Genomic DNA, 24780 nt, shown 5'->3' with positions numbered 1-24780 from the left:
TTGGAGGACGGGCTCACAGGGTCTTGGTGAGCGTGACGATCACGCGCGACTTGTTCACGTGGCCAAAGAAGGCCTTCTTGTTGGCGCCCACCACGGCAGCGCCGAGCGACAGGCCGCTGCCGAAGTCATACGCGCCGCCCACGCTGTAGTCCATGTAGTTGGGCACGCCCGTGTCCTTGATGTCGCTGGCAAAGCGGGTGAAGCCCACCGATGCCTTCAGCGTGATGCTGGGGGCCACTTCCTGCGCGAACGCCAGGTTCAGGTAGCCGGTGTTGGTGCCCTTCAGGCCCGAGCCCGCCTTGGCGCCTGCGAAACCGAAGTAGTCCTTGGAGATGGTGTGCGAGTACTTGGCGGTGAAGGGTCCCATGGTGGCCGCGCCATACAGCTCGGTGGTGTTGCCGTTGCTGTTGCCGGGGTAGATGTAGGTCAGTGCGCCCACATCGAAGTCGGCGCCGGCGGCCTTGAACTTGTAGCCGCCGTACAGGTCGGATTCGAGCGAGTTGTTGGCCAGCCAGTCCACGCTGGAGTTCCAGTTGCCCACGTACCAGCCGGTCTCGCCGAACGTGTAGTCAAAGCCGCCCTGCAGCGCAGGCTTGACGGCCTTGGACTTGGAGGCGTCCTGGTCCTGGCCGCGGAACTTGTAGTTGGTGGTCAGGCTGACGTTGCCTGTGAGCTGGGCGCTGGCCAGCATGGGAAGCGTGGCCAGCACGGCGACGGCAAGTACTTTGTGAGAGGCGGGATTCATGGCAACAATTGTTGAGAAAAAGACAAGAGCGCAAGCGTAGAAAAGCCCGCGTATAAAGTTCGCAAAAATTGCAGCCCACGCCGTAAATGTTGCGCAAGCCCGTGGATCTGGGGCACTGTGGCAATGGCAAGATTGCCTGTATCTTCCATTTCAGTGTTGCAAGGGGTGCTGCGGTGTTGATCAATTGTGTTGTGTACGAGGACGGCACCAAGCTGGCCGACATCGCCGTCAGCGAGATCAGCGAGCACGTTTCGCTGCCAGGGTGTTTCGTGTGGGTGGCACTGCAGGATGCGACTCCACAGGAGCTGGATGAACTGCAGGCCGAGTTCGGCCTGCACCCACTGGCGGTAGAAGATGCCCGGCATGGCCATCAGCGGCCCAAGGTCGAGGAGTACGCGTCCTCTCTCTTCGTGGTGCTGCACTTGCTTGAATCCAGCGGTGCTGCCGATCCGGTGTCACGGCCTGGTGAGCTCAATGTTTTTGTTGGCAAGAACTATGTGGTGTCGGTGCGCAACCGCAGTCAACGTGGCTTTGTGGATGTGCGTGCGCGCTGCGAGCAGGAACCCGAGCTGTTGCGCAATGGGCCGGGCTTCGTGCTGTACGCACTCATGGATGCGGTGGTGGACCGCTATTTCCCGGTCATCGATGCGCTGGAGGTGGAGCTGGAAACCATCGAACAGCAGATCTTTACGCAGGGCGCTGCCCGAGCCAGCATCCGGCGGTTGTACGAACTCAAACAGCGCCTCACGGTGCTCAAGCATGCAGTCGCCCCGTTGCTGGAAGGGGCGGCCAAGCTGCATGGCGGGCGTGTTCCGCAGATCTGCATGGGCTCGCAGGAGTACTTTCGTGACGTGGTGGACCACCTGAGCCGGATCAACACCTCGATAGATTCCATCCGCGACACGATCGGCACCGCCATCCACGTCAACCTCTCCATGGTCACGATCGAGGATGGGGAGGTCGTCAAGCGCCTGGCGGCGTGGGCCAGCCTGTTTGCCGTGTGCACGGCGTTTGCGGGCATCTGGGGCATGAACTTTGACAGCATGCCCGAGCTGAAATGGCGCTATGGCTACGCGGCTGCGCTCGCGCTCATCGCCAGCACCTGTGGCTATCTGTACTACCGCTTTCGCAAGGCAGGCTGGTTGTAGGCCCGTGTGCGATCTGCTGACCGGGCAGGCATTTTTACGCCATTTTTACGGCGCCCTCCACAACCTGTGCACACTTTTTACGGCCACCTTCTGAGAATCAAACATACGTTTTGATGCAGGAGTTGTCGATGGACGTGTTATGGATTGCCGCACTGGCGGCGTTGTGGGTGGTCATGGCCGAAGCCGTGGTTTTGCTGGGCAAGTTCGGTCCGGCCAAGGGGGAGCGTTCATGATCGGCATGGAAATGCTCTACGGCTTTGGCGCCATCGTGGCCCTGGTGCTGCTGGCCTACCTGGTGTTTGCGCTGATCTGCGCGGAGGAGTTCTGAGATGGATACCTCTGCCTGGAGCCTGCTGGGGCTCTTCCTGATCGTGCTGGGCGTGCTGGCGTGGCCGCTTGGCAAATGGCTGGCTGCAGTCTGTGATGGCCGCCTGCCAAGGTGGATGCATGCCATCGAAAAACCTTTGTACCAACTTGCCGGGGTTGCGCCGGATCAGATGATGCACTGGCGCAGCTACGCGCTGGCGCTGCTGGCTTTCAATGCCATCGGCGCTTTTGCGGTGTATGGCCTGCAGCGTTTGCAGCACCTGCTGCCGCTCAATCCGCAGGGCATGGCCGGGGTGTCGGGCGATTCTTCGTTCAACACCGCCATCAGCTTTGTCTCCAACACCAACTGGCAGGGCTATGGGGGCGAGTCCACCATGAGCTACCTCACGCAGATGCTGGGCCTGTCGGTGCAGAACTTCTTCTCGGCGGCCACCGGCATCGCCGTGGCGTTTGCGCTGGCGCGCGGCTTTGCAGCACGCAGCACCGATGGCCAGGGTTTTGTGGGCAACTTCTGGGCCGATGTCACGCGCATCACGGCCTGGGTGCTCATGCCCATCGCGTTTGTGATTTCCATCGTGCTGGTCGGGCAGGGCGTGATCCAGAACTTTGACGCCTACAAGGACGTGGCGACGCTGGAGCCTACAGCCTACGAAGTGCCCAAGCTCGACGCATCGGGCCAGCCGGTGGTGGGCAGCGATGGCGCGCCGGTGATGGAAGCCAAGACAAGCAACACCCAGACCCTGGCCATGGGCCCGGTGGCATCGCAGGAAGCCATCAAGATGCTGGGCACCAACGGCGGTGGCTTTTTCAATGCCAACTCCGCCCATCCCTATGAGAACCCGACGGCCCTGACCAACTTCGTGCAGATGCTGGCGATTTTCCTGATTCCCGCCGCGCTGTGTTTTGCGTTTGGCCGCGTTGTGGGCGACCAGCGCCAGGGGTTTGCGATCCTGGCGGCCATGACGGTGATGTTCGTGGTGGCCGTGATCGCTGTGGTTTCCGCCGAGAAAGTCGGCAATCCGCAATGGGTGGGACTGGGCGTGGAGCAAACCGCCAGTGCCCTGCAAGCGGGCGGCAACATGGAAGGCAAGGAGGTACGGTTCGGCATCAATGCGTCGGCACTGTTCGCTGCCGTGACCACTGCCGCCTCGTGTGGTGCCGTGAACTCCATGCACGACTCCTTCACGCCCCTGGGCGGCATGGTGCCGCTGGTGCTGATGCAACTGGGCGAAGTGGTGTTTGGTGGCGTTGGCACGGGCCTCTACGGCATGCTGGTGTTTGCCATCCTCGCCGTCTTCATGGCGGGCCTCATGATTGGCCGCACGCCGGAGTACCTGGGCAAGAAGATCGAGGTGCGTGAGATGAAGCTCACCTCGGCGGCCATCCTGGTCACGCCCATTCTGGTGCTGGTGGGCACGGCGATTGCCGTGGCCACGGACGCGGGCAGGGCGGGCATCGCCAACCCGGGTGCGCACGGGTTCTCTGAAATTCTGTATGCGCTGACGTCTGCCGCCAACAACAACGGCAGCGCCTTTGCGGGCCTGTCGGCCAACACGCCGTTCTACAACGTGTTGTTGGGGCTCGCGATGTGGCTGGGCCGTTTCGGCGTGATCGTGCCGGTGCTGGCCATTGCGGGTTCGCTGGCGGCCAAGAAGCGCTTGCCAGTCACGGCGGGCACCATGCCCACACACGGTCCCTTGTTTGTCACGCTGCTGATCGGCACCGTGCTTCTGGTGGGTCTTCTCAATTACGTGCCCTCCCTGGCCCTGGGTCCGATGGTGGAGCACCTGATGCTCCGGGTTCAGTGAGGTATGGCAATGACCAAGAAAAAAACTTCTTCCGTTTCGCTGCTGGATGCAGCGTTGATCAAGACCGCGCTCTGGGGCGCGCTGGCCAAGCTCAGTCCGTTGGTGCAGTGGCGCAACCCGGTGATGTTCATCGTGTATATCGGCAGCATCTTCACCACGCTGCTGTGGCTGCATGCACTCAATGCGCCTGAGGATGCGAGCATGCGTCCAGCGTTTGTGTTGGCCATCACGGTCTGGCTGTGGTTCACCGTGCTGTTTGCCAATTTTGCCGAAGCGCTGGCAGAAGGGCGCAGCAAGGCGCAAGCCGCATCGCTGCGCGGGTTGCGCAAGGAAACCTGGGCCAAGAAGCTCAAGGAGCCCGTGCACGGTTCTGCGTTCTTGCCCGAGCTGGCCACCAACCTGCGCCGGGGCGATGTGGTGCTGGTGGAGGCTGGCGATGTGATCCCGCTGGACGGCGAGGTGATCGAGGGCGTGGCCTCGGTGGACGAGAGCGCCATCACCGGCGAATCGGCCTCCGTGGTGCGTGAGTCCGGTGGCGATTTTTCTGCCGTGACCGGCGGCACCCGGGTGTTGTCCGACTGGCTGGTGGTGCGCGTGGCGGTGAACCCGGGCGAGTCGTTCCTCGACCGGATGATCGGCATGGTGGAAGCCGCCAAGCGCCAGAAGACGCCCAACGAGATCGCGCTGACCATTTTGCTCGTGGCGCTGACCATCGTGTTCCTGGTCGTTACCGTGACCCTGCTGCCGTTTTCGATCTTCAGCGTGCAGGCGTCGGGCGCGGGCACGGTGGTCTCGCTGACCGCGCTGGTGGCCCTGCTGGTGTGCCTGATCCCCACCACCATTGGCGGCCTGCTGTCTGCCGTGGGGGTGGCTGGCATGAGCCGCATGATGCAGGCCAATGTGATCGCCACCTCGGGCCGGGCCGTGGAGGCCGCAGGCGACGTGGACGTGCTGTTGCTGGACAAGACCGGCACCATCACCCATGGCAACCGCCAGGCCAGCGCATTTTTGCCTGCGCCGGGTGTGTCCAAGGAGCGCCTTGCGCGCGCCGCCTTGCTGGCGTCGCTGGCAGATGAAACGCCGGAAGGCCGCAGCATTGTGGAGCTGGCCCGCCGCGCTGGCGTGGATGGCCAGAACCCGCAGGGCGTCAAGCTGGTGCCCTTCACAGCCCAGACCCGCATGAGCGGCGTGGACCTGCCCGCAGGCGAGGGGCAGCCGGAGTCTGCTCTCACCATGCTGCGCAAGGGGGCCGTGCTGGCACTGGCCAAGCATGTGGAAGCCCTGGGCGGCAAGATGCCCCAGGACGTCATGAGCGCGGCCGACCAGGTGGCCCTGCGCGGCAGCACGCCCCTGGCGGTGGCCGAGGGCAGCCATGTGCTGGGCATCGTCGAGCTCAAGGACATCGTCAAGGCGGGCATCAAGGAGCGCTTCATCGAGCTGCGCCGCATGGGCATCAAGACCGTGATGATCACCGGCGACAACAAGCTCACGGCAGCGGCCATCGCGGCCGAGGCGGGGGTGGACGACTTCCTGGCCGAAGCCACGCCCGAAGACAAGCTGCAGCTGATCCGCAAGTACCAGGCCGAAGGCCGCCTGGTGGCGATGACCGGCGACGGCACCAACGACGCCCCTGCGCTGGCCCAGGCCGACGTGGCTGTGGCCATGGGCAGCGGCACGCAGGCCGCCAAGGAGGCGGGCAACATGGTGGACCTGGACTCCAACCCCACCAAGTTGCTGGAAGTGGTGGAGACCGGCAAGGCGCTCTTGATGACGCGCGGCTCGCTCACCACCTTCTCCATCGCGAACGATGTAGCGAAATACTTCGCCATCGTGCCGGCCATCTTCGTGTCCACCTACCCGCAGCTGTCGGCGCTCAACGTCATGCGGCTGGCAAGTCCGTCGTCCGCCATCCTGTCGGCCGTGATCTTCAATGCGCTGGTGATCGTGTTCCTGATTCCCCTGGCCTTGCGCGGCGTGCGCTACCGCCCGGTGGGTGCGGCTGCGCTGCTGCGGCGCAACCTGGCCATCTATGGGCTGGGCGGGCTGCTGGTGCCGTTTGTGGGCATCAAGCTGATTGACTGGATACTTGTGGCCGTCGGGCTGATCTGAGGAGATTCTGATGAAAAACATTCTTCGCCCCGCGCTGGTGCTGTTTGCCTTGTTGAGCGTGCTGACCGGGCTGCTCTATCCGCTGGCGGTGACGGGCGCCGCCCAGGCGGTGTTCCCTCAGCAGGCAGCGGGCAGCCTGGTACAGCGCAATGGCCAGACCGTCGGTTCGTCGCTGATCGGCCAGAACTTTTCAGACCCCGGGCATTTCTGGGGCCGCCCATCGGCCACGGCACCCATGCCGTACAACGCGGCAGCGTCCAGCGGTTCCAACCAGGGGCCGCTCAATCCGGCGCTGGCCGATGCCGTGAAAGCGCGCGTACAAGCCCTGCGCGCGGCCGACCCCGGCAACACAGCCCCCGTGCCGGTGGATCTGGTCACGGCCTCGGCCAGTGGCCTGGACCCGCACATCAGCCTGGCTGCGGCGCAGTACCAGGCAGGGCGCGTGGCGCGGGCCCGCAGCCTGCCGGTGGCCAGCGTGAATGCCGTGATTGGCCAGTACGCGGAGCAACCCTTGTGGGGGCTGCTGGGCGAACCCCGGGTGAACGTGCTGGCGCTGAACCTGGCGCTCGACGGCTTGCGCTGACATGCTCTGACTTTTGGCACCGATACTTGTTGATGCATGACTGACATCCAGCGCCCCGACCCCGATGCCTTGATTGCGCAACTGCGCGCCCAGGAAGAGCAGACCCAGCGGGGCAAGCTGCGCATCTACTTTGGTGCCAATGCCGGGGTCGGCAAGACCTGGGCCATGCTCAGCGCCGCGCAGCGCGAGCGGCGCGCCGGGCGCGACATCCTCATCGGCGTGGTGGAAACCCATGGCCGGGCCGAAACGGCTGCGCTGCTGGAGGGATTGGAGTCGCTGCCCCTGAAGCAGGTGGAGTACCGGGGCCGGACGCTCTCCGAGTTCGATCTGGATGCGGCCCTGGCCCGAAAGCCTGCCATCTTGCTGGTGGATGAACTTGCGCACTCCAACGTGCAGGGTTCCCGCCACGCCAAGCGCTGGCAGGATGTGCAGGAGCTGCTGGCCGCTGGCATCGACGTGTGGACCGCACTCAATGTTCAGCATCTGGAGAGCCTGAACGGCACGGTGGGGGCCATCACCGGCGTGCGCGTGCACGAAACGGTGCCCGACACCGTTCTGGACAACGCCGACGAAGTGGTGCTGGTCGATGCCACGCCCGACGAGCTGATCGCCCGCCTGGACGCTGGCAAGGTCTACGTGCGCCAGCAGGCCGAGCGTGCGGCGCAGAGCTTTTTCCGCAAGGGGAACCTGATCGCCCTGCGGGAGATTGCGCTGCGGCGCACGGCGGAGCACGTGGAAGACGATGTGCTGGGCTGGCGGGTGGAGCAGTCGGGTGCTTCCGGCAGCCGCGTGGCCAGTGCCTGGAACACCTCGGGCAGCATCCTGGCCTGTGTCGGGCCCCACGAAGACGCGGCACAGACGGTGCGCACAGCTGCCCGCCTGGCGGGGCAGCTCAATGTGAAGTGGCATGCCGCCTATGTGGAGACGCCAAGGCTGCAGCGCCTGGGCGCAGCCCAGCGCGACAGAATTCTGGCCGTGCTGCAACTGGCGCAGGAGCTGGGTGCCGAAACGGCCGTGCTCACGGGCGACCGCGTGGCGCCGGCCCTGGCGGCCCAGGCGCTGCATCTGAACTGCGCCACCCTGGTGCTGGGGCGCCCCGCCGCGCGGGCGGGCTGGCGCAAACTTCTCGCTTCCAAGGGTGTTGCGCGCGAGTTGGCCGAACGGGCGCCTTCGCTCGACATCGTCGAGGCAGCGCATGCGGGTAGCTCGCGGCGCCTGCCTCGGGCGCTGTGGGACCGCAACATGAGCCTGGACGATGACGGGGATGTGGGCGAGCCCGGCGCAGGGCGCTATCGCTGGCAGGGGTTTTTGTGGGCACTGGGCGCCAGCGTTGCCGTCACGGTGCTGGCGACACCGCTGCATGGTGTGCTGGAGCTCACCAACATCGTGATGCTCTACCTGGTGGGGGTTGTCGCGGTGGCCATGCGTTTTGGGCGCGTGCCCGCAGCGATGGCGGCCTTGCTGAATGTGCTGGCGTTCGACTTCTTCTTCGTCTCGCCGCGCCTGTCGTTCGCGGTGAGCGATGTGCAGTACGTCGTCACTTTTGCGGTGATGCTGGGCGTGGGGCTGCTGGTGGGGCAGCTCACGGCCGGGTTGCGGTTTGCCGCCGGGGTGTCGATCAGCCGGGAGCGGCGGGCCCAGTCCCTGTTTGAGCTGACGCGCGAGCTGTCAGCGGCGCTGGAGACCAGCCAGGTCATCGAGATCGGCGCGGCGGCCGTGCAGGGGCACTTTGGGGGCCGCGCCGTGGTGGTGGCGCTGGACGCGTCGGACCGTCTTCAGTACCCCGACGATGTGCCGCCGGGCTTCGACAAAAGCGTGGCGGACTGGACGCTGCGCCAGGGGCAGAGCGCGGGCCTGGCCACCAACACCCTGGCCGCGCAGGCCTGGCGCTATGAGCCCCTGAAGGCCCCCATGCGCGTGCGTGGTGTGCTGGCGCTGGAGCCTGCACAGCCCCGCTGGCTGCTGATCCCGGAACAGGCGCAGCAGCTCGACACCCTCGCCCGGCAGATCGCCATTGCCCTGGAGCGTGTGCACTACGTGGACATTGCGCAGCAGGCCGTGGTGGACATGGAGTCTGAACGCCTGCGCAATGCCCTGCTGGGCGCGGTATCGCACGATGTGCGCACCCCCCTCACGGCCCTGATCACGCTCGCCGAATCGTTGCAGGTCGCGCCGCCGCAAGAGACAAACACCGTGGCCAAGGCCATCGTGCGCCAGGCGCACCAGCTCAATGCGCTGGTCAGCAACCTGCTGGACATGGCGCGCCTGGAGAGCGATGTGTCGGGGCAGAGCGTTCATCTGCGGCGGGACTGGCAGTCCGTGGAGGAGGTGGTTGGCTCCGCCATCCGGGCCGCTCGACCAGCACTGGGCGACATGCCTGTGCGCACCGAGGTGCCCGCCGACCTGCCGCTGGTGGAGTTCGACCCCGTGCTCATTGAGCGCGTGCTGGTCAACCTTCTGGAGAATGCGGCCAAATACGGCGCGGGACCGGTGGTGGTGAAAGCATCCACCACCGACAACATGCTGGTGCTGAAGGTGCGGGACCATGGCCCGGGCCTGCCCGCCTCGGTGCGTGGCAAAGAGCACACCCTGTTTGAAAAATTCACCCGGGGCCAGGCGGAATCCGCCACCCCGGGCGTGGGCCTGGGGCTGGCGATCTGCAAGGCCGTCGTGCAAGCGCATGGCGGTGCGATCTCTGCCGCCAGTGCGGAAGGGGGCGGGGCGGAATTCACGGTGACCCTGGCGCGGCGCGAGCCGCCGCCCGACCCCGGTTTGAGCGAGATGGAGCGGGGCGTTTCTGCCCCTTGAGAAAACAATGCAGATACGTACCGTTTTGGTGATCGAGGATGAGCCGCAGATCCGGCGCTTTGTGCGCAGCGCGCTGGAGGCCGAGGGCTGGCAGGTGCACGAGGCGGGAACCCTGCGCGAGGGCCTGTCTGCCGCAGGCACCCGCCACCCCGACCTGCTGGTGCTGGACCTGGGGCTGCCCGATGGCGATGGGGTGGAGCTCATCCGCGATGTGCGGGGCTGGTCCGCCGTGCCCATCATCGTGCTGTCCGCACGCACCGATGAGACCGACAAGATCGCGGCACTCGACGCGGGTGCTGACGACTACCTCACCAAACCCTTTGGCACCGGCGAGTTGCTGGCGCGGGTGCGGGCCAACCTGCGCAGGCCCCGCGCCGCCACCGGCAACGGGCTGGTGCAGGAGGCGGCGGAGCCCCTGTTCCATTTCGGCGATGTCGAGGTGGACCGCAGTGCGCGCCTGGTGCGCAAGGCGGGTGTGGAGGTGCACCTGACCCCCACCGAGTACCGCATGCTCATGGTGCTGGTGGCCAATGCGGGGCGGGTCATCACCCAAAAGCAGCTGCTGCGCGAGGTGTGGGGGCCCATGCGGTCGGACCAGAGCCACTACCTGCGCATCTACATGGGGCACCTGCGCCAAAAGCTGGAGGCCGACCCCGCGCAGCCCCGCCATCTGCTCACCGAGTCGGGGGTGGGATACCGGCTGGCGGTGTAGGGCTGGCGCCAGCCCTGCGCACCCGCGCACATGCGTGGGGAGCCCCGCTGGATTGACAGCGATTTGATGTTGGCCCCCGCATTTTTTACGAACGATTTACGCCGGATTTCCTAGACTGAAAGCATGTTCAACACCGGCCACAAGCGCCCCCGCCGGGGGCTCCGTGTGGCGAAAACATGCTCATGAAGAGTTGTCCCAGTATGGGCTTGCACCGGATATCCCTGTTGCCTCTGGGCGAGAGCGATGGCGAGCCCACCGCGTTGGTGCTCGTTGCGTTCACCACGCCGTTTGCCGATGGGCAAAGCCTGCGTGCAAGGCTGCAGGCCGTGCTGGGGCGACAGCTGCGCGGATACAGCCTGGCGTTCGACGTGCCCCGCCACACGGCCAAGGGCACCTTGTACATCCTGAGGCGCGACCTGGAGAGTGCCAAGCGTTGCCTGGCCTCTGGCCTGCCGCAGCTCGAGATTGGCTGCGCGGCCAGCGGTTCTTGCGCGGGGGCGCTTTCATGTCATTGAACGATTGCAGCGCGCAAAGGTGCCAAACCATTGAGGCTGGCTTTGTGCGCAGCGCCCTGCGTGGCATGGGCCCGGAGCTGGTGCGCCATGGCTGATTGGATCGCATTGCTGATGGCCGTGCTGGTGCTCGTGGTTCCGATCGGGGTGGGGTGGGTGGCATTGAAGCTGTCTGACCGCAAGGCGCAGCGGCCCCGTGAGGACTGCCCGTGAAGCGTCAACCATCGACCGATGTGCGGGGCGTCTCAACGGCGTGCCCTGCGGATTTGCCGGCATTGGAACAGCTGGAAAACGCCGCGTTCTCCAGCGACAGGATTTCGCGCAGGAGCTGGGGGCATCTGTTGTTGAGCCCCTCGGCCCGCGTGCTGGTGGTCCGATCGGGGCAGACATTGGGTGGAGCCTGCGTGGTATTGCGCCGCGAAGGATCGTCCGTGGCACGCCTGTACTCCATTGCAGTGGCACCGTCCGTGCGGCGCGCGGGCGTGGCCAGCCGGCTGCTGGCGGCGGCAATCCAGGGTGCGCGTGATGCGGGCTGCGCGGTGCTGCGGCTGGAGAGCAGGGCTCGCAACCTGTCGGCGCACCGTCTGTTTGCGCGCCACGGCTTTGTGCACACCGGTTGCAAAACCGCTTACTACGAGGATGGCGAACAGGCCCTGTGCTTTCAGAAGGACCTGTTCGATGGCGCATTGGCCCAGGCAGCGGCGTCGCTCCAGGTGCGCCACTATGCGCAGACGCTGGACTTCACCTGCGGCCCCTGTGCGCTGCTGATGGCGATGTCCGCCATGGACCCGGCCATGCCGGTGAACCAGGCGGCCGAGATCCGCCTGTGGCGCGAGGCCACCACGGTGTTCATGGCCGCAGGCCATGGCGGGTGTGGGCCTTTTGGGTTGGCGCATGCCGCGCTGGCCCACGGCTTTGAGGTGTCGGTGTATGCGGCTGCCGGTGCCTCGCTGTTCATGGACAGCGTGCGCGACCCCCGCAAGAAGGACGTGATCCAGTTGGTGGAGAACGACTTCAGGGCGGCGCTGGAGGCGCGCCAGGTGCCTATCCATGCGCGGCCGGTGTCGCCCGACAGCGTGATCGAGCAGTTGCGGGCGGGGCGCCTGCCCATTGTGCCCATCAGCTTGTGGCGCCTGCACCGGGAAAAGACGCCGCACTGGGTGGTCATCACAGGCTTCGACGGTGCGGTGTTTCGCCTGCTGGACCCCATGGCACGTTCCGGTGATCCGGACGGCGGTGTGTCCATCAGCTGGAGCGAATTCAAGAAAGTCGCAAGGTATGGGCGCCGTGGGCGCACTGCGGCCGTCATCCTTTCTGGAAAGAAATAAATTGTCCTCAGAACATGTCATCGTGGTGGAGAAGCTGGCCGACTTTCGATGGAGCCAGCCCGACATCAAGGTCATCACGGCAGAGCAATTCGTTGCAGAACAGCCGCTGCACCGTGGGCGCGTGCGCAAGGTCACCAACCTGTGCAGGAGCTACGGCTACCTCAGCATGGGCTACTACTGCTCGCTGCTGGCCGAGGCGCGTGGTGACCGCGTAACGCCGAGTGTGGACACCATCCTGAGCCTGCAGCGCAAACGCATCGAGCCGTCGGCGCTGGCGCAGCTGAACCGGCTGATTGGCCCTCTCAAGGAGATACCGCGCTCGGTGAACACACTGACGCTGCATGTCTTCTTCGGGATCATGGACGACCCGGCACTGGCCGCGCTGGCTCGCAAAAGCTTCGAGCTGTTCCGTTGCCCGCTGATGGAGGTCACGCTGGAGAGGCAGGAGCACTCGGCCCATTGGCAGATCGGTGGCCTGCAGGCGCTGGACCTGCGCGATGTCGATGCCGCGCGCGACGAGGTCTTTGTGCAAGCCCTGCTCCAGTACACACGGCGTAGCTGGCGCCCCATGATCGCGATGCCCCAGCCGCGCATGGACCTGGCGGTGCTGCACGACCCGCACGATCGTTTGCCGCCGTCCAACCTCAAGACCCTGCGCAAGCTGGTCGATGTGGGGCAGGAGATGGGCATTGCCGTGGAGCTGATCGAAAAAAAGGACTTGGCGCGGCTGACCCAGTTTGATGCACTCTTCATCCGCGAGACCACGGCCGTGACCCACCACACCTTCCAGTTCGCGCGCAAAGCCATGGCGGAGGGCATGCCGGTCATCGACGATCCCGCGTCCATCCTGCGCTGCACCAACAAGGCTTTTCTGGCGGAGCTGCTTCGCGAGCATGCCATTGCCACCCCGCTCACGCACATGGTCAGCCGCCGCACGCTGGCCGACATGCAGCACCGGCTGGCCTACCCGGTGGTGGTGAAGGTGCCGGACGGCGCGTTCAGCCGCAGTGTGAAAAAGGCGGAGAACTTTGAACAGCTGCATGGCATCGCCCGGGAGATGCTCAAGGAGTCGGAAATCATCCTCGTGCAGGAGTTCATGTACACCGACTTCGACTGGCGCATCGGCGTGCTGGCAGGCCAGGCCATCTTTGCAGCGAAGTACTTCATGTGCGACGGCCACTGGCAGATCCTGCAACACACGGCCAACGGCAAGTACACCGAAGGCCGGGTGCAGGCCGTGCCGCTGGACCAGGTGCCCCCGCAGGTGTTGGCGGCGGCAGTCAGCTCTGCCCGCCTGGTGGGCCATGGTTTCTATGGCGTGGACCTGAAGGCCACGGCGTCCGGGGTGTACGTGATCGAGATCAATGACAACCCGAACCTCGATGTGGGGGTGGAGGACGCAGCCTTGGGCGATGGCCTGTACCGCTTGCTGCTCACCCATTTCCTCAGGCAGGTGGAGCAGCGCTTCAGCAACAGCCGCGTGATGGGCGGCCTGGATCACCAGCCCGCCCTGGGCCTGGCGGTGGCTGCGGGCTAGCGCGTGTTGTCCGTTGGCGCGTCGGCACCTGCCGTTGGCTCGTTTGCAAAGGGAGGGTGTGGGCAGATGGTGGGGCTGTTCACACCCGCTCTTTCTGCTGGGGACGCGGAAGTGTGCTATTGATGCGCTATCAAATAAGTAGCTTTCGGCGCTTTGCGGATGCGCGCAAGGCAGTGTTTTTTCTTGTATTTTTTGGCTTGTGCCTGTGCCGCGCTCACCCACAGCGCTGGTCCTGCGCCTTTATACCGCGCAGTCTGCACATGTGTGGGCCCGGCGGGGGCATTGGGCCGGTTCATCACGGCGTTCTGGCAGTTGCTTGTGCCTGGATGGTGAATGGGTGTGCGACCAGTGCATGCGGGCGCAGCCCCAGTGACCGGGCAGACGGTGCGATGATTGGCTGGCCCTCAGCCGTACTCCCGCTGCCTTGGTCTTCTCCCAAGTCCGGTGTGACCGCCGCAGGCAGGCGCTTCATCTTCACACCCCATGACCCAGGCAACACCGCACCAGTCCCCCGTCTCGAATCCGCTGGATTCAATCGCCCCGTTGCTGTTTGTCGCGCTCTGGAGCACGGGCTTCATCGGTGCCAAGCTGGGCTTGCCCTACATCGAGCCGCTGACCTTCCTGGGGCTGCGCTTTGCCATCGTCACCGTGCTCATGCTGGCCGTGGTGGCCCTGGCGCGCGCGCCCTGGCCCCCGGCAGGCAGGGCCTGGGGGCACATCGCAATGTCGGGCCTGCTGGTGCATGGCCTGTACCTGGGCGGGGTGTTCATGGCCATCGGCCACGGGTTGCCGTCGGGCATCACGGCACTCGTCGTGGGCTTGCAGCCTCTGTTGACCGCGCTGGTCGCGGGCGCCTTGCTGGGCGAGAAGGTGGGGCCCGCGCAGTGGGTTGGGCTGGGGTTGGGGTTCAGCGGCGTGGCGCTGGTGGTGGCGGGCAAGGTGGCGACCGTGCCCGCCGGTGCCTTGGCGGGCATGCTGCTGCCCGCCCTGGTGGCGTTGCTGGGCATCACGGCGGGAACGCTGTACCAAAAGCGGTTCTGCCCCTCGTTCGACCTGCGCACGGGCTCGGTGATCCAGTACCTGCCGTGTGCGGTTGCCATGGCGGTGCTGGCCTATGCCACCGAAACCATGGCGATCACATGGAGCGGCGAGTTCCTGTTCGCACTGGGCTGGCTGGTGCTGGTGCTGTCCCTGGGCGCCGTCAGTTTGCTGAATGTGCTGATCCGCCGCGGCGGCGCGGTGAACGTGGCCAGCCTGTTCTACCTGACCCCGCCCACGACCGCGCTGATCGCCTGGGCCGTGTTTGGAGAGACGCTCAGCGGCTGGGCGCTGGCGGGCATGGCGCTGGCGGCTGCGGGGGTGTGGCTGGCCAGGCAGACTGCCCGGTGAGGGGGCCGGCGCTGCAGGCACCTGCGGGCTGTGCAGGTGTTTGCTATCTATCTAGTAGCTGTTGGCGCCCATTGGGAGCGCGGTACAGCCCATTTTTATGAGATGCGGGTTTTCTGAACGCCCGGATCTACCGCCAGGATGCTCAGCGGCCCGGCGATGGACAGGCCGCTCAGGCCCGTGGAGGCGCTGAGCGCAGACACATGGCCATCCACCGCCCAGACCTCGATGTGCGCGTCTTGGACGCCGAACCTGCACGACACGGTGGCCAAGCGAAACTTTTCCTTGCGGACAAACAGCACGCCCGCTGGCCACCGGTGCCACAGCCAGCGTTTGCTGTAGAGCTCGATCTGCTTCCAGTCCGAGACGCGGCGGATGTTGTTGATGCAGAGCACCTGCTGCGCCAGCAGGCGGGCATCGGCGGCGGGCAGTGCGGCAGCCGTGGCATCAAGCAGCGCCTTTTCAAACGGCAACAGCTTGTTGGCCGGCGTCGGCGCGACGATGCGCGGGGCCGAAAAATTCAGTGCACCCACGGTCAGCCCCTCACAGCTTGCGCAAACGCTCCAGCGCAGCGCGCAGCGTCTCGTCCTTCTTGGCAAAGCAGAACCGCACCACGCGCTGGTCAAACCCGTCGCCATAGAACGCTGACAGCGGAATCGCCGCCACGCCCACCTCGCGGGTGAGCCACTGGCAGAAATCGGCCTCGTTCAAATCGCTGATCGCCGAAATGTCCACGCACTGGAAATAGCTGCCCGTGCTGGGCAGCAGCTTGAAGCGTGAGCCTGCCAGCCCTTCGCGGAAAAGATCGCGCTTGGCCTGGTAGAACGCGGGCAGCTGCAGGTAGGGCGTGGGGTCTTGCAGGTAGGCGGCCAGGCCGTGCTGCATGGGCGTGTTGACAGTGAACACGTTGAACTGGTGCACCTTGCGGAATTCGGCCGTCAGGGCTGCGGGGGCGGCCACGGTGCCGACTTTCCAGCCGGTGACGTGGAAGGTCTTGCCAAAGCTCGAGACGATGAAGGCCCGTGAGGCGAGGCCTGCAAAGCGCGCGGCGCTCTGGTGCTCGGCGCCGTCGAACACCATGTGCTCGTACACCTCGTCGCTGATGAGCAGGATGTCGGTGGGGGCGAGCAGGTCTTCGAGCTGGCGCATTTCCTCGTCCGTCCAGATGGTGGCGCTGGGGTTGTGCGGGCTGTTGATGAGGATGGCGCGGGTGCGGGGCGTGATGGCGGCGCTGATCTTGGCGAAGTCGGGGCGGAAGCTGCCGGGTGTGAGCGGCACGCGCACGGCCTTGCCACCGGCCAGCTCGATGTTGGGCACATAGCTGTCGTAGCAGGGGTCGAGCACGATGACCTCATCGCCTGCGTGCACGATGGCCAGAATCGCGGTGATGATGGCCTGCGTGGCGCCTGCGGTGATGGTGATTTCGGTGTGGGGGTTGTAGGCGCGTCCGTGCAGCGCCTCGATCTTGCGGGCCACGGCCTCGCGCAGCGCGGGCACGCCGGGCATGGGCGGGTATTGGTTGTGGCCGGCCTGCATGGCAGCGGTGACGGCGTTCACCAGCTCGGGGGCGCATTCAAAGTCCGGAAAGCCCTGGCCCAGGTTGACGGCCTTGTGTTCGGTGGCCAGGGCAGACATCACGGTGAAGATGGTGGTGCCGACGTTGGGCAGCTTGCTGGGGAAGGACGGAGTGCTCATCGCGTGGTGTCAATCATGGAAAATCAGCGCGGCGTTTGTCGGCCCGAGGGCCGCGGAGCAGGCCAAGCCAGCGGACGCCGTGGAACTGGCTTTGCCAGGCCACCGGCGGCGTCCCCCTGGAGGGGGAAGTCGCGAAGTGGCTCAGGGGGTGTTTCAAAGTTCGTAGTCGTTGACATGGCCCGTCATCGCGCGGGCAATCAGCTCGCGGCTCAGGCGGTCGCTGAGCAGCTCGGCAAACTTGTAGACAAAGTTGCGCAGGTAGGCGCCGCGCTTGAAGGCCACGCGGGCCACGCTCTGGCCGAACAGGTGGCCTACGGGGCGCACGGCCAGGTCGCCCACCGGGTCGTCGCGCATGGCCATCTCGGCCACGATGCCGATGCCCAGGCCCAGGCGCACATAGGTCTTGATCACGTCCGAGTCGATGGCTTCGAGCACGATGCGGGGCGTGAGCTTGCGCGCCGCAAAGGCGTGGTCGATCTTGCCGCGCCCGGTGAACGAGGGGTGGTAGGTGATCAGCGCTTCGTGCGCGAGGTCGTCCAGACCGATGCGTTCTTTTTGCGCCAGAGGGTGGTCGTTGGGCACCACCAGCACGTGCTGCCATTCGTAGCAGGGCAGGGTGACGAGTTCGGGGTAGTCCGCCAGGGATTCGGTGGCCATGCCGATCTCGGCCACCTCGTCGATGATCATGCGGGCCACTTCGTGCGGAGTGGCCTGGTGCAGGCTCACGTTGACCTTGGGGTAGGCCTCGCGCAGGCGGGCCACCGGCACCGGCAGCACGTAGCGGGCCTGGGTGTGGGTGGTAGCGATGCTGAGGGTGCCGCTGTCTTGCGCGCTGAACTGTTCGCCGATGCGCTTGAGGTTGCCCACTTCTCGCATGATGACCTCGATGCTCTTGAGCACATGCTGGCCGGGTTCGGTAATGCGCTTGAGGCGCTTGCCATGGCGCGCGAAGATGTCCACGCCCAGTTCCTCTTCCAGCTCGATGATGGCCTTGGAGACGCCGGGCTGGGATGTGTGCAGGGCCTTGGCCGCCTCGGTGAGGTTGAGGTTGCGGCGCGCGGCCTCTTGCACAAAACGGAATTGGTGCAGATTCATATCTGATATCGCCTAAAGAGTTGCATCATTATGCTGCAACCATCTAAAGAAATCAGACAACCGGGCGGGATTTATCGCGAGGCCCGGCTCTCGCAGGCGATGTCTGCCATCAGCGCAGTCATACGCGGATCTTCGCCGATGGCCTGCTGTACATGGAACCGCGTGGCAGGGTGGGCGCCGCGCAGAGCCTGCACCAGCACCGGAAGGTCTTCCCGAGCATGTTTTCCGGTGCCGAGGAACATAGGTACCACGGTGACCTCTGTGGCGCCCTGCGCCACCAGCTGGGCAGCGGCCTCGGCGAGGCCCGGTGTGCACAGCTCCAGGTAGGCGCAGGCCACGGGCCGCTCGGGGTGGGCGGCCGCGATGCGGGTGGCGACCGCTTCCATGGGCGCGCGCCACAGGGGGTCGCGTGATCCGTGGGAGAACAGGATGATGGCGCTGAGGCTCATGGCAGGGTGGCTTGTCGCAGCATGGCCCACTAGCGCCTGAGCACCAGCCAGCCGAACGCGGCCAGGGACAGCACGGAGTAGATCAGCCCGGGCGCGGCGGCCGTCAACCACGGCGACCAGTTTTGCAGGTTGCCCGCGTAGCCGAACACGTTGTTGAGCAGGAAGAAGCTGATGCCCGCCATCACGCCTCCGAACACATAGCCCGCAATGCCGCCCGAGCGGAAGTGCAGGTAGGCAAAGGGCAGCGCAAGCACCACCATCACCAGGCACGACAGGGGGTAGAACACCTTGCGCCAGAACTCGATTTCGTAGCGCTGGGCGGACTGCCCATTGGCGTCCAGGTGGCGGATGTACTGGAACAGGTCGATGGTGGCCATGCGGTCGGGCTTGAGAAGCGATGCAGCCACCATGTCTGCGCTGATGCGGGTGGGCCATTCGAGCGCGGGAGCGTCCAGGTGCTCGACGCGCGCTTCATTGGTGCCCCGCTGCTCGAACTTGCTGCGCTGCACTTGCTCGAGTCTCCAGGCCCCGTCGGTGCCGAACTGGCCCGATGCTGCGCGCGTCTGCGACGCGAGGCGCCCCTTGGCGTCGAACTCGAAGATCCGCACGTCCAGCATGCCGCCGTTGGGAGTGATGGCGCGCACGTTGACCGCGAAGGAGTGGTCTTCCTGGCGCTCCTTGAGCCAGGCACCCGTGGCGCCCGTGGTCAGTCGGCCGAGGTAGCGTACCTTCACCAGCTGCGCCGCACGGTCGGTCAGCGGTGCAATGTAGTCGCCCACCGCGAAAGTGAACAGCACGAACACGCCGCCCAGGGTCAGCAAGGTGCGCAGCGCCCGCCAGGGCCCCATGCCGCTGGTGCGCATGATGGTGAATTCGGAGCTTTGCGCCAGCCGTGCCATCACGAAGATGGTGCCGATGAGCACCGTGATGGGCAGCAGTTCGTACAGATGGCTGGGAATGCTCAGCACCACGAACAGGAACGCGTGAGAGAGCTGGTAGCCCTCGGCACCCGTGCGGCCCACCCAGCGCAGTTCGTCCACCAGGTCAAAGAAGAAGAACAACGCAAGGAAGCCCGCGGTCACGAAGGTGACGGCCAGCAGGGCCTCGCGATGGATGAGTCGGCGAATGGTTTTCATGCAGCGCTCCCGGGCGGTGGGCTGGCCTGCCACAGTCGGCGGATGGTCCACTGGTTGTGGCGTGCGGCCAGCACCAGCAGCGACATCAGCAGCATGCCGCCATGCAGCAGCACCATGAAGCTGACCAGGCCCAGCCTGCCAGCCCCGACCCAGCTTTGCCCCAGGGTCATGAGGTTGTAGTAAACGATGAAGGCGAACAGCGCGAACACCAGGCTGGTGCTGCGCGCCGCGCGCGGGTTGACGCTGGCCACGGCCAGGCCCAGCACCACGAAGTTCAGGGCGGCCAGCGCCAGGCCGATGCGCCAGCCCAGTTCGGCTTGGTAGGCGGGCAGCGGCTTCATCACCAGTTCATGCGTGGCGCGGGTCTTGACAGACAGCTCTTCGGCGGACCCCGGTGGGGCCGAGCCGATGCGCGTCCCGTATTCGGAGAATTCGCTCACCTTCATGCCCGGCTTGTCGCGCGTCGTCTCCAGCCGCTGGCCGTCGGTCAGCAGCGCCATGCGCTCACCGTTCTGTGTCTCCAGCCGGGCGCTGCGCGCCGAGGTGACCGACTCCCGCTGGTTGTCGGTGGCGGCGATGAAGATGTTGTTGCCGGTTTGGGTGTCCGCGCTTTCCTTGTCGATGAAGAAGACGCGGCTGCCGTTGGAAGATTCCTGGAATTCACCCGGGGCGATGCGGTCGATGTCGCTGCGCTGCTCGTAGCGGGTCTTCAATTCCTGGATCTGCGAGTTGGCCCAGGGCCAGACCAGGAGGGACAGCACGGCGATCACCACCATGACGGGCCAGGCGAACCGCACCAGCGGCCTGAGCAGGCTGATGAGGCCGCGGCCGCTGGCAAACCAGATGACCATCTCGCTGTCACGGTACATGCGCGAGAGCGTGCCGACGACGGCAATGAACAGGCTCAGACTCAGGATGGTGGGCAACTGTCCCAGAACGGTGAAGCCCATGACCAGCATCACATCGGACGGACTGACGCTGCCCCGCGATGCCTGCCCCAGGGTGCGAATGAGCATCATGGTCATGACCACGGTCACCAGCACGACGAGCGTCGCACCGAAGCTGCGCGCCAGCTCCTTGCGGATGGATGAATCGAATAACATTGGCTCAGAGCCTGTACAGCACGCTGAAAAAGGAAAACATCGATTATGAACTTTGATCTCAAGACCCTTGAACTCACTGCGGCCGCGTCGGAAAAATGCGATCTGCTGATCGCGCTGATACCCGAGGGGTTCAAGCCCGGGAAGGACCCCCTGTCCACCCTGGCTGCGCAGGCGCTCAAGAATGGAGATCTGGCCACCAAGGCGGGCAAGAGCTTGCAGCTGTACCAACCTGGTGGCGCCGCGGCGCGCCGGGTCGCGCTGGTGGGCGCTGGCGACGGAGCGGCCCGCGCAGTGCGCCAGGCGCTGCTGGCCGTAGCGGGCGCGATCAAGGCGCCGCAGACCAAGCGCGTCGTGGTGTGTTTTGCAGGCAAGGCGCAGGCCGATGCTGTGAGCGCCGCGGTGCAGGCGGTGGCGGAGGCCAGCTATGTCTACACCACCACCAAGTCCAAGGCGGAAGCGCGCAGCCTGAGCCGCTGCGTGGTGGGCGTGCACAGCGCACCCGATGTGCGCGAAGCTTTCGATACCGCAGTGGCACTGGTGGCCGGCATCGAGTTCGCGCGCGAATGGGGCAATCGCCCCGCCAACCACGCCACGCCCACCTTGCTGGCAGACGCCGCCAAGGGCTTGGCCAAGCTGCCGCGAATCCAGTGCAAGGTGCATGGGCCGGCCGAAGTGGCCCGCATGGGGATGGGTGCCTTCCTCGCGGTGGCCCGCGGGTCCGAAGAGCCACTGCGCTTCATCGAATTGCGCTACAACGGCGCGGCCAAGGACAAGGCTCCGGTGGTGCTGGTGGGCAAGGGCATCACGTTCGATACGGGCGGAATCTCCATCAAGCCGGCCCCTGAGATGGATGAGATGAAGTTCGACATGTGCGGTGCCGCCAGCGTGCTGGGCGTGTTTCGCGCGCTGGGCGAGATGCAGCCCGAGATCAATGTCGTGGGTCTGGTGCCCGCCTGCGAGAACATGCCCGACGGCCGCGCGGTCAAGCCCGGCGACGTCGTCACCAGCATGAGCGGCCAGACCATCGAGATTCTCAATACCGACGCCGAAGGGCGCCTGGTGCTGTGCGACGCGCTGACATATGCCGCCCGCTTCAAGCCCGCCGCCGTGGTGGATATCGCCACCCTGACAGGGGCCTGCGTTATTGCATTGGGCGGCGTGCGCAGCGGCCTGTTCGCCAACAACGATGCACTGGCCGCGGCGCTGCAGGAAGCCGGCGAATCCGCTCAGGACCCTTGCTGGCGCATGCCCCTGGACGATGACTACGCGGACGGCCTCAAGAGCAATTTTGCGGACATGGGCAACGTGGCTGGTCGCGCCGGCGGCTCGATCACCGCGGCCAAGTTCTTGCAGAAGTACGTGGGCGAGCTGCCCTGGGCGCACCTGGACATTGCCGGCACGGCCTGGAAGGGTGGCGCCGCCAAAGGCTCGACCGGTCGCCCCGTCGGGTTGTTGGTGCAGTACCTGCTCAAACAGTCGCAGGCGAAAGCGCCTAAGGCCCCCAAGCTGCCCAAGGCCGACCGACCGGCGACTGCCGTTGGCTCGCCTTCGCTCTCTCCATTGCGTGCCAGGACTGGCAAGGCCGCACCGGCCGTGCGCGCTCCAAAGTCCGGCGCAGCCTGAGGCATTTGGCCGACTGCAATTTGATGACCGAAATAGCCTTTCATTTCAACGCGCCGGACAGACTGGCTTATGCATGCCGCTTTGCACGCAAGGTGCAGCGCAGCGGCGCCAGACTGGTGATCTCTGCGCCCGCAGAAACGCTGGTCACGCTCGACCGCATGCTGTGGACCCTGGCTGCGCAAGACTTCGTGGCGCATTGCCGGGATGACGCGGACGAAGAGCTTGTTCACGCGTCTCCGGTGCTGCTTGCTGCCGATTCCCGTTCCGCGCCACAACATGAGGTCCTGTTGAACCTGCATGCCGACGTGCCGGAAGGCTTTGGCCGGTTCGACAAGCTCGTTGAAGTGGTGAGCGCGCAGGATGAGTCCGATCGGGCGAAGGCGCGTGCGCGCTGGAAGCACTATGCGTCGCGCGGCTATGCCATCACCCGCCACGACCTGGTGTTGAAGGCAGGCTGATGGCGCAACCTCCCCGCACCCCGCCGCGCTTCGTCCCTACGCTCACCGAAGTGGTGCAAACAACTGACCCTGCGCCTTCTTCAGGAGCGTCGGCTGCACCAGGTCGCACCACGGTGATGTCGCCGTCGCAACTGCCGCCCATCGTGCGGCCGGTGGCGGGTACCGCAACGTCGGCGGTTCAGGTGTCTGCCGCGCGCCCGCCACTGCCGAGCGCGCAGCCACCGGCGGTGATGGCGCACCGCCCCGCTGCAACAACGGCCATCCCGTCGGGAGGTCAAGCGGAGATCAGGGCGGGAGCCAGCGTGGCGGCGGGTGCGGGGCTCGCGCCGGCCGCAAGCGCAAGCCCGGCTTCGAGTGCTCCGCCGTCGGCAGCTCGTGTCGATCCAAGCCTGCGCGCCGCGCCGGCCGTCGTCGCCCCAACTGCTGCTGCTGCAACCATCGCCGGACCCGCACCTGCTGCGGCATTGCACAGTGCACCGGTGTCCCCCGCGCCTGCGCCGACTGCAACACGCACTGCGTCGGTCCCCGATGGATTCGAGGAATACATGGTGCACCGCGTCATGCAGCGCGTGGACGTTGTGCTGGATCAACGATTGCGCGAAGCGATCGCCACGGTGGTGCAGGAACAGACAAGATCGGTGCTACCGCGTTTGCGCGAAGAGATCGAGTCGGTGGTGCGGCACGCGGTCTACGAAGCCGTGGCCGACGAACTGGCGAGCGGGACGCCGCCGATGCGAAAGGGTTAACAGGGTATTCCCCTGTGGTTTCCCTCGCATTTAATCGTGTTCCCTAATGATCTGGCCCGTAAATTGCGATATGTTCCCCTGCGTTGAGACACAAGAACCATTCTCAGCGTTTATCTTTACTGGAGATTGATATGCAATTGAAGTTGAAACTGACCGTGGTTGCTGCTATCGCAGCTGCAGCTGGTGTGGCCTCTGCACAAGAGCAGGTGGTCAAGATCGGCCACGTGGCTCCGGTTTCCGGCGCCCAAGCCCACTACGGCAAGGACAACGAAAATGGCGCCCGCATGGCCATTGAAGAGCTGAACACTCAAGGCATCACCATCGGTGGCAAGAAGATCAAGTTCGAGCTGCAAGCCGAAGACGACGCTGCTGATCCAAAGCAGGGCACGGCCGCCGCACAAAAGCTGTGCGACTCCAAGGTTGCAGGCGTTGTGGGCCACCTCAACTCCGGTACCACCATCCCCGCTTCCAAGGTTTACAACGACTGCGGTATCCCGCACGTGACCGGCGCCGCCACCAACCCCAACCTGACCAAGCCCGGCTACAAGACCACGTTCCGTATCATCGCCAACGACAACGCCCTGGGCGCTGGCCTGGCGTTCTATGCCGTGGACACCCTGAAGCTCAAGACCGTCGCCATCATCGATGACCGTACCGCTTACGGCCAGGGCGTGGCAGACGTGTTCAAGAAGACTGCAGCCGCCAAGGGCATGAAGGTGGTTGACGAGCAGTTCACGACCGACAAGGCCACCGACTTCATGGCGATCCTGACCGCCATCAAGGCCAAGAACCCCGACGCCATCTTCTTCGGCGGCATGGACCCACAAGCCGGCCCCATGCTGCGCCAGCTGGAACAGCTGGGCATGGGCAATGTGAAGTACTTCGGCGGTGACGGCGTCTGCACGTCTGAAATCGCCAAGCTGGCTGCCGGTGCCAAGACCCTGGCCAACGTGATCTGCGCTGAAGGCGGCTCTTCGCTGGCCAAGATGCCTGGCGGTACGGCCTGGAAGGCCAAGTACGATGCCAAGTACCCCAACCAGTTCCAGGTGTACAGCCCCTACACCTATGACGCTACGTACCTGATTGTGGATGCCATGAAGCGCGCCAACTCGGTGGACCCCAAGGTCTACACCCCCGAGCTGCTCAAGTCCAACTTCAAGGGCGTGACTTCCACGATCGCCTTCGAACCCAACGGCGAAATGAAGAACCCCGCCATCACTTTGTACAACTACAAGGATGGCAAGAAGACGCCTCTGTAATTCTCCAGAGCGACTTCCTTTTGGCGCGGCACATAGTGCCGAGCCAGGAAAGAAAGGCTTCCTGCGCGGAGGCCTTTTTTTTGACGTTGACCCGTCCTGCCCAGCGTTGACACCTTTCCATGCTCGAAAGGAAGAAACGCCATGGATACAGGCATCAAGAGAACGCAGCGTGACTACACGATGGCCTTCAAACTGGCCGTTGTTGAACAAGTG

The 24780-nt window shown here is 65.1% G+C and carries 23 protein-coding genes; 16 read left to right on the top strand and 7 right to left on the bottom strand.

Translation table 11 applies throughout. The features are described 5' to 3' along the window. Positions 1 to 13: 13 nt before the first annotated feature. Entirely contained in the window at positions 14 to 745 is a 732-nt protein-coding gene (locus KW835_RS22345) for a TorF family putative porin (RefSeq protein WP_218386530.1), read from the bottom strand. A gap of 173 nt (positions 746 to 918) precedes the next feature. On the opposite strand from KW835_RS22345, the gene KW835_RS22340 reads away from it, so the two are divergent. From KW835_RS22340 to KW835_RS22290, 12 genes are all read left to right on the top strand, one after another. Continuing rightward, a complete protein-coding gene (locus KW835_RS22340; protein ID WP_218386525.1) occupies positions 919 to 1893 on the top strand; it encodes a magnesium and cobalt transport protein CorA in 975 nt (324 codons plus the stop codon). A 229-nt stretch (positions 1894 to 2122) separates the two neighbouring features. Next, complete coding sequence (locus tag KW835_RS22335) at positions 2123 to 2221, top strand: potassium-transporting ATPase subunit F (protein ID WP_056414695.1); 99 nt, start codon at positions 2123 to 2125, stop codon at positions 2219 to 2221. A 1-nt stretch (position 2222) separates the two neighbouring features. After that, positions 2223 to 4028 carry a potassium-transporting ATPase subunit KdpA gene (gene kdpA, locus KW835_RS22330; RefSeq protein ID WP_218386523.1) on the top strand — a complete coding sequence of 602 codons (1806 nt, stop codon included), beginning with the start codon at positions 2223 to 2225 and terminating at the stop codon, positions 4026 to 4028. Positions 4029 to 4037: 9 nt separating this feature from the next. Continuing rightward, positions 4038 to 6137 (top strand): potassium-transporting ATPase subunit KdpB, encoded by a 2100-nt coding sequence (gene kdpB / locus KW835_RS22325; protein WP_218386521.1) that lies wholly within the window; start codon positions 4038 to 4040, stop codon positions 6135 to 6137. 10 nt (positions 6138 to 6147) lie between these two features. Continuing rightward, on the top strand, positions 6148 to 6720 hold the full coding sequence (gene kdpC, locus KW835_RS22320) for a potassium-transporting ATPase subunit KdpC (RefSeq protein ID WP_218386520.1): 573 nt from the start codon (positions 6148 to 6150) through the stop codon (positions 6718 to 6720). A gap of 36 nt (positions 6721 to 6756) precedes the next feature. Further along, positions 6757 to 9528, top strand: coding sequence for a DUF4118 domain-containing protein (locus KW835_RS22315; RefSeq protein ID WP_218386518.1), 2772 nt, complete (start codon positions 6757 to 6759; stop codon positions 9526 to 9528). A gap of 7 nt (positions 9529 to 9535) precedes the next feature. Further along, positions 9536 to 10240, top strand: coding sequence for a two-component system response regulator KdpE (gene kdpE, locus KW835_RS22310; protein ID WP_094291090.1), 705 nt, complete (start codon positions 9536 to 9538; stop codon positions 10238 to 10240). Between the two features lie 200 nt (positions 10241 to 10440). Then, positions 10441 to 10755, top strand: a complete 315-nt coding sequence (locus KW835_RS22305) for a hypothetical protein (protein ID WP_218386517.1) — start codon at positions 10441 to 10443, stop codon at positions 10753 to 10755. 87 nt (positions 10756 to 10842) lie between these two features. Then, entirely contained in the window at positions 10843 to 10965 is a 123-nt protein-coding gene (locus KW835_RS26975; protein WP_255593830.1) for a hypothetical protein, read from the top strand. Further along, a complete protein-coding gene (locus KW835_RS22300; protein WP_339385465.1) occupies positions 10962 to 12080 on the top strand; it encodes a peptidase C39 family protein in 1119 nt (372 codons plus the stop codon). Before KW835_RS26975 ends, KW835_RS22300 begins: the two co-directional genes overlap by 4 nt. 1 nt (position 12081) lies before the next feature. After that, positions 12082 to 13617, top strand: a complete 1536-nt coding sequence (locus tag KW835_RS22295; RefSeq protein ID WP_218386515.1) for a RimK family protein — start codon at positions 12082 to 12084, stop codon at positions 13615 to 13617. Between the two features lie 483 nt (positions 13618 to 14100). Beyond that, on the top strand, positions 14101 to 15006 hold the full coding sequence (locus KW835_RS22290) for a DMT family transporter (RefSeq protein ID WP_218386514.1): 906 nt from the start codon (positions 14101 to 14103) through the stop codon (positions 15004 to 15006). A 95-nt stretch (positions 15007 to 15101) separates the two neighbouring features. On the opposite strand, the gene KW835_RS22285 is transcribed toward KW835_RS22290, so the two are convergent. From KW835_RS22285 to lptF, 6 genes are all read right to left on the bottom strand, one after another. Next, on the bottom strand, positions 15102 to 15536 hold the full coding sequence (locus KW835_RS22285; protein WP_218386512.1) for a hypothetical protein: 435 nt from the start codon (positions 15534 to 15536) through the stop codon (positions 15102 to 15104). A 10-nt stretch (positions 15537 to 15546) separates the two neighbouring features. Beyond that, positions 15547 to 16698 carry a pyridoxal phosphate-dependent aminotransferase gene (locus tag KW835_RS22280; RefSeq protein ID WP_218386511.1) on the bottom strand — a complete coding sequence of 384 codons (1152 nt, stop codon included), beginning with the start codon at positions 16696 to 16698 and terminating at the stop codon, positions 15547 to 15549. A gap of 153 nt (positions 16699 to 16851) precedes the next feature. Continuing rightward, complete coding sequence (locus KW835_RS22275) at positions 16852 to 17793, bottom strand: CysB family HTH-type transcriptional regulator (RefSeq protein ID WP_056062356.1); 942 nt, start codon at positions 17791 to 17793, stop codon at positions 16852 to 16854. A gap of 71 nt (positions 17794 to 17864) precedes the next feature. Further along, positions 17865 to 18242: a sirohydrochlorin chelatase gene (locus KW835_RS22270; protein ID WP_218386509.1), complete on the bottom strand. Its 378-nt coding sequence runs from the start codon at positions 18240 to 18242 to the stop codon at positions 17865 to 17867. Between the two features lie 29 nt (positions 18243 to 18271). Then, a complete protein-coding gene (gene lptG, locus KW835_RS22265) occupies positions 18272 to 19378 on the bottom strand; it encodes an LPS export ABC transporter permease LptG (protein WP_218386508.1) in 1107 nt (368 codons plus the stop codon). Beyond that, positions 19375 to 20481 carry an LPS export ABC transporter permease LptF gene (gene lptF / locus KW835_RS22260; RefSeq protein WP_218386507.1) on the bottom strand — a complete coding sequence of 369 codons (1107 nt, stop codon included), beginning with the start codon at positions 20479 to 20481 and terminating at the stop codon, positions 19375 to 19377. The genes lptG and lptF overlap by 4 nt, the downstream gene beginning before the upstream one ends. Positions 20482 to 20526: 45 nt before the next feature. Here lptF and KW835_RS22255 point away from each other — a divergent pair, with 45 nt between their 5' ends. From KW835_RS22255 to KW835_RS22240, 4 genes are all read left to right on the top strand, one after another. Continuing rightward, positions 20527 to 22104 carry a leucyl aminopeptidase gene (locus KW835_RS22255; RefSeq protein ID WP_218386505.1) on the top strand — a complete coding sequence of 526 codons (1578 nt, stop codon included), beginning with the start codon at positions 20527 to 20529 and terminating at the stop codon, positions 22102 to 22104. A gap of 23 nt (positions 22105 to 22127) precedes the next feature. Further along, positions 22128 to 22562, top strand: a complete 435-nt coding sequence (locus KW835_RS22250; RefSeq protein WP_218386503.1) for a DNA polymerase III subunit chi — start codon at positions 22128 to 22130, stop codon at positions 22560 to 22562. Next, positions 22562 to 23308 carry a hypothetical protein gene (locus KW835_RS26970; RefSeq protein ID WP_255593825.1) on the top strand — a complete coding sequence of 249 codons (747 nt, stop codon included), beginning with the start codon at positions 22562 to 22564 and terminating at the stop codon, positions 23306 to 23308. The genes KW835_RS22250 and KW835_RS26970 overlap by 1 nt, the downstream gene beginning before the upstream one ends. 131 nt (positions 23309 to 23439) lie before the next feature. Next, entirely contained in the window at positions 23440 to 24567 is a 1128-nt protein-coding gene (locus KW835_RS22240) for a branched-chain amino acid ABC transporter substrate-binding protein (protein ID WP_218386501.1), read from the top strand. The last annotated feature ends 213 nt before the right edge of the window (positions 24568 to 24780 follow it).

This window comes from Acidovorax sp. sic0104, from assembly GCF_019219095.1.
In the GTDB taxonomy this organism is placed as follows: domain Bacteria; phylum Pseudomonadota; class Gammaproteobacteria; order Burkholderiales; family Burkholderiaceae_C; genus Acidovorax.
This window is presented reverse-complemented; position numbering and strand designations above follow the sequence as displayed.